4 protein-coding genes are annotated in these 6,467 nt (G+C 43.3%); 3 read left to right on the forward strand and 1 reads right to left on the reverse strand.

What is annotated here, in order from left to right:
* Positions 1-47: 47 nt before the first annotated feature.
* Complete coding sequence (locus tag EA341_RS12125) at positions 48-1,076, reverse strand: GntR family transcriptional regulator (protein ID WP_293014739.1); 1,029 nt, start codon at positions 1,074-1,076, stop codon at positions 48-50.
* 157 nt (positions 1,077-1,233) lie between these two features.
* Between EA341_RS12125 and EA341_RS12130 the strand changes: the two genes are divergently transcribed.
* The 3 genes from EA341_RS12130 to EA341_RS12140 all read left to right on the forward strand — a co-directional run bounded on the left by EA341_RS12130 (position 1,234) and on the right by EA341_RS12140 (position 6,297).
* Positions 1,234-3,342, forward strand: coding sequence for a bifunctional aldolase/short-chain dehydrogenase (locus EA341_RS12130; protein ID WP_293014742.1), 2,109 nt, complete (start codon positions 1,234-1,236; stop codon positions 3,340-3,342).
* A gap of 353 nt (positions 3,343-3,695) precedes the next feature.
* Positions 3,696-4,973: a TIM barrel protein gene (locus EA341_RS12135; protein WP_293014744.1), complete on the forward strand. Its 1,278-nt coding sequence runs from the start codon at positions 3,696-3,698 to the stop codon at positions 4,971-4,973.
* Position 4,974: 1 nt separating this feature from the next.
* A complete protein-coding gene (locus tag EA341_RS12140) occupies positions 4,975-6,297 on the forward strand; it encodes an FGGY family carbohydrate kinase (RefSeq protein ID WP_293014746.1) in 1,323 nt (440 codons plus the stop codon).
* Positions 6,298-6,467 lie beyond the last annotated feature (170 nt).

The following is a 6,467-nucleotide window of genomic DNA, read 5'->3' on the forward strand; positions in this document are numbered from 1 at the left end:
AAAAAAATGGATCCTCAAATTTTAAGAATTGATAATTGGTTTTAAAATCACAAGGACTCCCTTTTAATCACACTGAATTCATTTTTGATCATCTTTCCTTCTTTGCTCAAAATCATATCTGCGGTCAATTTTCCCATTTTGGCAAAATCAGTACTGATGACAGTAATTCCTTTTTGCAGTACTTCCTTGAGTGGCGTCTCATTGTAAGAAAGAATACCGAGGTTTTCACCAATTATCAGACCCTTCATTTCTCTTGCTTTTTTTATCAGGTTGACCAAGTCCGTTTCTTCAATGACAATATATACTTCCCCTTCAATGGGTGTATGATCGAGATTGAACTCAGACATCACCCCAAAGCCAAATTGTTCCTCCACTGCAAACTTTTTAAATCCAAGCAAAATATTCTCAGGATAGGGATAACTTGAATGAAAAGGAAATACCAGAATAAGCTTGTTGTATTTTTTTAATTTAGATGTCAGCGATTTCAAAGCCCCATAGATATCCGACTTAAAATCCTGAAACACCGCACCAAAACAGGGAATATCATCAGGTTTATTGTCCAGAAAAATTAGCTTTTCATTGGGAATGGACTCTAGGAGAGAATATGCCTTTTGTTCCTGATCTTTTTTAAAATGAGGCATAACCACATAATAGTCGAAGGTTTCCTTTTGCTTTTCCAGGATTTTTTTCAATAAGTCATATTCACAATGATGCACTTGAAAACTGATTTCGGCCCGATCCTCCAAAGCAATCACAAAGGAATTGAAAATCTCTTTTTTGTATGCACTCAGCTTATTGAAAATCAATAAAACATTATACTTGGAAAGGTCTGAATGATGGCTGATGTAATATCCCTTACCCCGTACTGATTCTATGATCCCCTGTTTCTTCAAGATGGTATAGGCTTTCTCAACCGTATCCCTAGAAAGGCTATGCTCTGCACTTAAATTATTGATCGAAGGGATTTTATCGCCAAAACATAACACTTCAGAAGTAACCAATCCCTTGATCGCTTTGACAACCTGAATGTATTTTGGGATACTCGAACTGTCGTCTATATTTAAATCGGGCTTCATTTGTGATCAGGTTTTTAAAATGGTAAGATTAGAATAAATCAATTCCAAAAGCAAAAATCACAAGGTCTTTCATATATCAGTATAGTACAGGACAGCCCATTAACCCCAGAATGATATCTTTGACTATATCTTGAAATTTTATTAGCATAAAAATATTATGAAAATAGCCTCACCAACTTTTCAACACGTGTCCTACTTTTGGGATGAAGAAAAAGCAAAATCTCTCGGTGATGATCAGGTCGCTCTATTACTCTATAGGTCAAATATCCTTGGAGCAGATCTAAGAATTACCAATTATGGAGGTGGCAACACTTCCTGCAAAACCATTGAAAAAGACCCCCTGACAGGAAAAGAGGTGGAAGTCATGTGGATTAAAGGTTCTGGTGGAGATATAGGAACTCTCACAAGGGAGGGTTTGGCAGGTTTATATGTAGATAAATTACAATCCCTGGAAGGCGTTTATAAAGGTATCGAGCAGGAAGATGAAATGGTGGGGCTATTCAATCATTGTATCTATGACCTGGATTCCAAAGCTCCTTCCATCGATACGCCATTACATGGATTTCTTCCTTTCAAACATATAGACCATCTTCATCCTGATGCAGCCATTGCCATAGCCGCCTCAAAAGACGGGGAAAAAATCACTCGGGAATTGTTTGATGGTCAGATTGCATGGGTGCCCTGGCAAAGACCTGGGTTCGATTTGGGATTGCAATTGAGGGATGCATTGGAGGCCAATCCGGGTATCTGTGGCATCATGCTAGGCGGGCACGGTCTTTTTACCTGGGGTGACACCGCTTACGAATGTTATATCAACAGTTTGGAAGTAATAGAAAAAGCCTCTGCATTCTTGGAAGAAAACTATGGCAAGAAAAGACCTGTCTTTGGTGGAGAAAAAACAAGCTCCCTTTCTTCTGAAAAGCGGAAAGAACAAGCTTCCCAAATTGCCCCTTTGCTCCGGGGTCTGGCATCGAGCTACAACCGCATGGTGGGCACATTCAACGATTCAGACACTGTCCTGCAATTCATCAACTCCAAAGACCTGGATAAACTGGCTCCAATGGGCACTTCCTGCCCTGACCATTTCCTCAGGACAAAGATTGCCCCATTGGTATTGGATATCCCTGCCGACCAGGATTTGACTGACCTGAATGCTCTCAAAGAACATATCGGTAAACTTTTTACCCAGTATCAAGAGGGTTACAAAGACTACTACGAAAAGCACAAGCGCAGCAACAGCCCTGCCATGCGTGACCCCAATCCGGTAATCATTCTTTGGCCTGGGGTAGGAATGTTCTCCTATGCCAAAAATAAACAAACTTCAAGGGTTGCCAGTGAATTCTATATCAATGCCATCAATGTGATGCGTGGTGCCGAGGCAGTATCTGAATACGTTTCCCTTCCATTGCAGGAAGCTTTTGACATTGAATATTGGTTGCTCGAAGAGGCCAAACTGCAGCGTATGCCCAAAGAAAAACCCCTTTCCAGAAAAGTGGCTCTGATAACAGGAAGCGCAGGTGGAATCGGAAAAGCTATTGCAGATAAATTTGCTGCTGAAGGTGCCTGTGTGGTAATTACTGATATAGATGAAGACCGATTGACCCAAGCTAAAAAGGATTTTGGAAAAGATACAGCCATCGGCGTGAAGCTCGATGTGCTGGATAATGATACTATTGCTCAAGCCTATAAAGCTGCTTGTTTGGCCTTCGGCGGGGTTGACATCATCGTCAACTGCGCCGGATTGGCCATCAGCAAGTCCCTTACGGATACCACTGAGGCAGATTGGGATTTACTGAATGACGTTTTGGTCAAGGGACAATTTAAAGTTTCACAGGCTGGGGTTTCGGTATTGAGAGCTCAGGGATTGGGCGGAGATATCATCAACATCGCTTCCAAAAACGCCTTGGTTTCCGGGCCAAACAATGTAGCCTACGGTACGGCCAAGGCTGCACAGGTGCACATGTCGAGATTATTGGCCGCAGAGTTGGGCCCTGACAAAATCCGCGTCAACGTGGTCAATCCAGATGCCGTGATCGAAGGCTCTAAAATCTGGGAAGGTACATGGGCTGCCGGAAGGGCCAAGGCCTATGGCGTGACCGTTGAGGAATTGCCGGCTTTTTATGCCAAGCGCACCTTGATGAATGAGATTATTTCCACAGAGGATATTGCCAACGGGGTTTTTGCTTTTGTGGGCGGATTACTTTCCAAGTCTACCGGGAATATATTGAATGTGGATGGAGGGGTTGCTGCGGCATTTGTGAGGTAAGACGCTGGGAAGAATTATGGCCACGAAGGCACTAAGACGCGAAGAGGAGGTAAAGTCAATAAAAAAACCTATTATTATAGGTTAGCTGTATCCGATCCGTTCCTCTTGTCACCTCAACGGCAGGTCTTGTCCGCCGTGGCGGAAGAGGTCTAAAATAAGAAAGTGAGGTAAAAGATTTCTCACTTCCTTGCCTGCCTGGCGGCGGGCAAACGAAATTACTAAGGAGAAGCCTTATTCCAAATTATTCCCTAATTTCAAATCAAAACCATTCCCACTTTGTGCCTTCGTGCCTTAGTGGCTAATAAACAACTTAACTCCCCTTAGAGCCTTCGTGCCTTTGTGGCAAAGAAATTATGAAAATAACCCCCGACCATATCCAATCCACCAACAAATCCAGGGAAATCATCCATGCCCGGGAATTCAACTTCCTGGCTGAAAATCTGGAGAAAAGAGGTTTGAATGTAGAAAGCCTGATACAAAAACTTCGGGATTTGCAGATCGCCATTCCTTCATGGGCATTGGGGACGGGGAGTACAAGATTCGGTCGCTTTTCAGGCGGTGGGGAACCCTCCACTTTGATCCAAAAAATCCAGGATGTGGGCATTATCCATGCCTTAAACCGCTCCAGCGATTCCGTTTCCCTGCATATCCCTTGGGATATTCCCCAGGATTATGAGGCAATCCTACAAACAGCCGCAGAAGTAGAAATCGGTTTTGATGCGGTCAATTCCAATACTTTTCAAGATCAGGCCGACCAAGAGCTGTCTTACAAATTCGGTTCACTGGCAAACAACAACAAGGACATCAGAGACCTTGCCATTGCGCACAATAAAGAAGTCATACAGATCGGTGAAAAACTGGGATCCAAAGCATTGACGGTTTGGTTGGCGGATGGGTCTTCCTTTCCGGGACAGCATAGCTTTCGCAAAGCACTGAACAATACCTATGAATCCCTTCAGGAGATTTACAGGGAATTGCCCAAGGACTGGAAGATGCTGATCGAATACAAACCCTATGAGCCTTATTTCTACAGTACAGTGATCCAAGATTGGGGAACCTCTTTCCTTTTGGCCAACAAACTTGGGGAAAAAGCATTTACCCTCGTTGACTTAGGCCACCACCTGCCTAATACCAATATCGAGCAGATTGTAGCCACTTTGATGACCGAAGGCAAACTGGGTGGGTTCCATTTCAACGACTCCAAATACGGGGACGACGACCTCACCGTCGGTAGCATCAAGCCTTACCAATTATTCCTGATTTTCAATGAACTGGTAGCAGGATTTGAAGAGACTGACAACCCATCTCCTGCCTGGATGATAGATGCCAGTCATAATTTGAAGGATCCCCTGGAAGACTTGCTCCAATCTGTGGAAGCCATCAAACTGGCCTATGCACAGGCGTTGATTGTGGACAAAAAAGCTTTGGAAGCCGCGCATTCCTCGCATAATGTGGGTCTGGGGCAGGAAATATTGCAGGAAGCGTTCCGAACTGATCTGAGACCTTTGGTGCGGGAATCCATCCGGCAAAGTGGTGGGGCCATTTCTCCGATCCATTCCTACCGGGAACTGAAAGTCAGGGAGACATTGATCAAAGAAAGAGGAAAAGACAGTAAAGCCAGCGGACTGTAACATGGAGCCCACCAAGGTAACCGCCATATTCGATATCGGAAAGACCAATAAGAAGTTCTTTCTCTTTGATCAGGAATTGAAGGAAGTCTATAAGGTTTATCATAGGCTGGATTACACACAGGATGAAGAAGGGGATGATTGTGAGTCCATTCAGGCACTGACCCAATGGGTCAAACAGACCTTAAAGAATGCTTTGGCTTTACCTGAATTTAGGATTGTCAAATTGAACTTTACCACCTATGGCGCTTCTTTTGTGCATGTAGACCGTTTGGGCAATCCGGTGGCACCTTTGTACAATTACCTGAAAAAATACCCGGAGGATTTATTGGAACAGTTCTATGCGCACTATGGCCCTACCGAAAAATTCAGCCGGGAAACCTCCTCCCCTGCCCTGGGCATGCTAAATTCCGGGCTGCAGCTCTATTGGCTGAAATATGCAAAACCTGACATATTTAAGAAAATACACCGCAGCCTTCACCTTCCCCAATATCTTTCATTTCTTTTTACCGGAAAAGCAGTTTCGGAATATACAAGTATTGGTTGTCACACAGGCTTATGGGATTTTGCCAAAGGGGATTATCACCATTGGGTAAAAGCAGAAGGGATAGACAAAATATTGCCTGAGGTGGTGGATACGACTACCAGTTTTGCCAAGACCTTTGACCGGAACAGCATGAGTGTGGGTGTGGGGGTACATGATTCTTCATCTGCTTTATTGCCATATTTGACCAGCAATACCGAACCTTTTGTGCTGCTGTCTACAGGCACTTGGGCCATCAGCATCAATCCCTTTAATGATGCCCCTTTGACTTTAGACGAACTCCGAAAAGACTGTTTACATTTTCTCAGTAAGGAAGGACGGCCTATTAAAATCAGCCGCTTATTTATCGGAGAGGAGCATAAGGTACAGATTGAAAAGCTTTATGCTCATTTCAATTTGCAAAAGGGCTATTATAAGGAATTAAAGTTTACTCCTGAAAGGTATGAAAAGGCAAAATCCTGTACCCAAAAACGGTTTAAATTTGAATACCTGAAGCCTGATCTTTATGGCATTACTGGGGCTAAGGAAACTGATTGGTCAAGCTTTTCTGATTTTGAGGATGCCTATTACAGTTTTATCCATGAACTCACTGAAATGCAGGTAGCTTCATTAAAACTGGTGCTTGACAAAACCGATGTCCGAAAACTCTATATCGACGGGGGTTTTAATGCCAATCCGATCTTTGTCGGGATCCTCAGGGACAAATTGCCCGGAATCAGTATTGAAACCACAGATTTTGCGCTGGGGACGGCGCTGGGGGCGGGGATGTTGGTGAATGACTGAGCTTGATATCGATAGATACTGATGGATATTAGATATTTGGATATAGCTGAATTAAAGTAGAAATATGGTTGAAATAAATAGAAATATTTAGCCGGGATACTGATTGATTTTGAGATATTATTATCTTGAAAGACAGAATCATCTTATCTTTGCTTAATGGAAAATATATT

Origin of the sequence: Mongoliibacter sp., assembly GCF_007692705.1 — a bacterium.
Lineage (GTDB): Bacteria > Bacteroidota > Bacteroidia > Cytophagales > Cyclobacteriaceae > Mongoliibacter.

Coding starts and splice junctions, on each gene's coding strand:
- EA341_RS12125 (WP_293014739.1), bottom strand. CDS start 1,076: ATGAAGCCCGATTTAAATATAGACGACAGTTCGAGTATCCCAAAATAC.
- EA341_RS12130 (WP_293014742.1), top strand. CDS start 1,234: ATGAAAATAGCCTCACCAACTTTTCAACACGTGTCCTACTTTTGGGAT.
- EA341_RS12135 (WP_293014744.1), top strand. CDS start 3,696: ATGAAAATAACCCCCGACCATATCCAATCCACCAACAAATCCAGGGAA.
- EA341_RS12140 (WP_293014746.1), top strand. CDS start 4,975: ATGGAGCCCACCAAGGTAACCGCCATATTCGATATCGGAAAGACCAAT.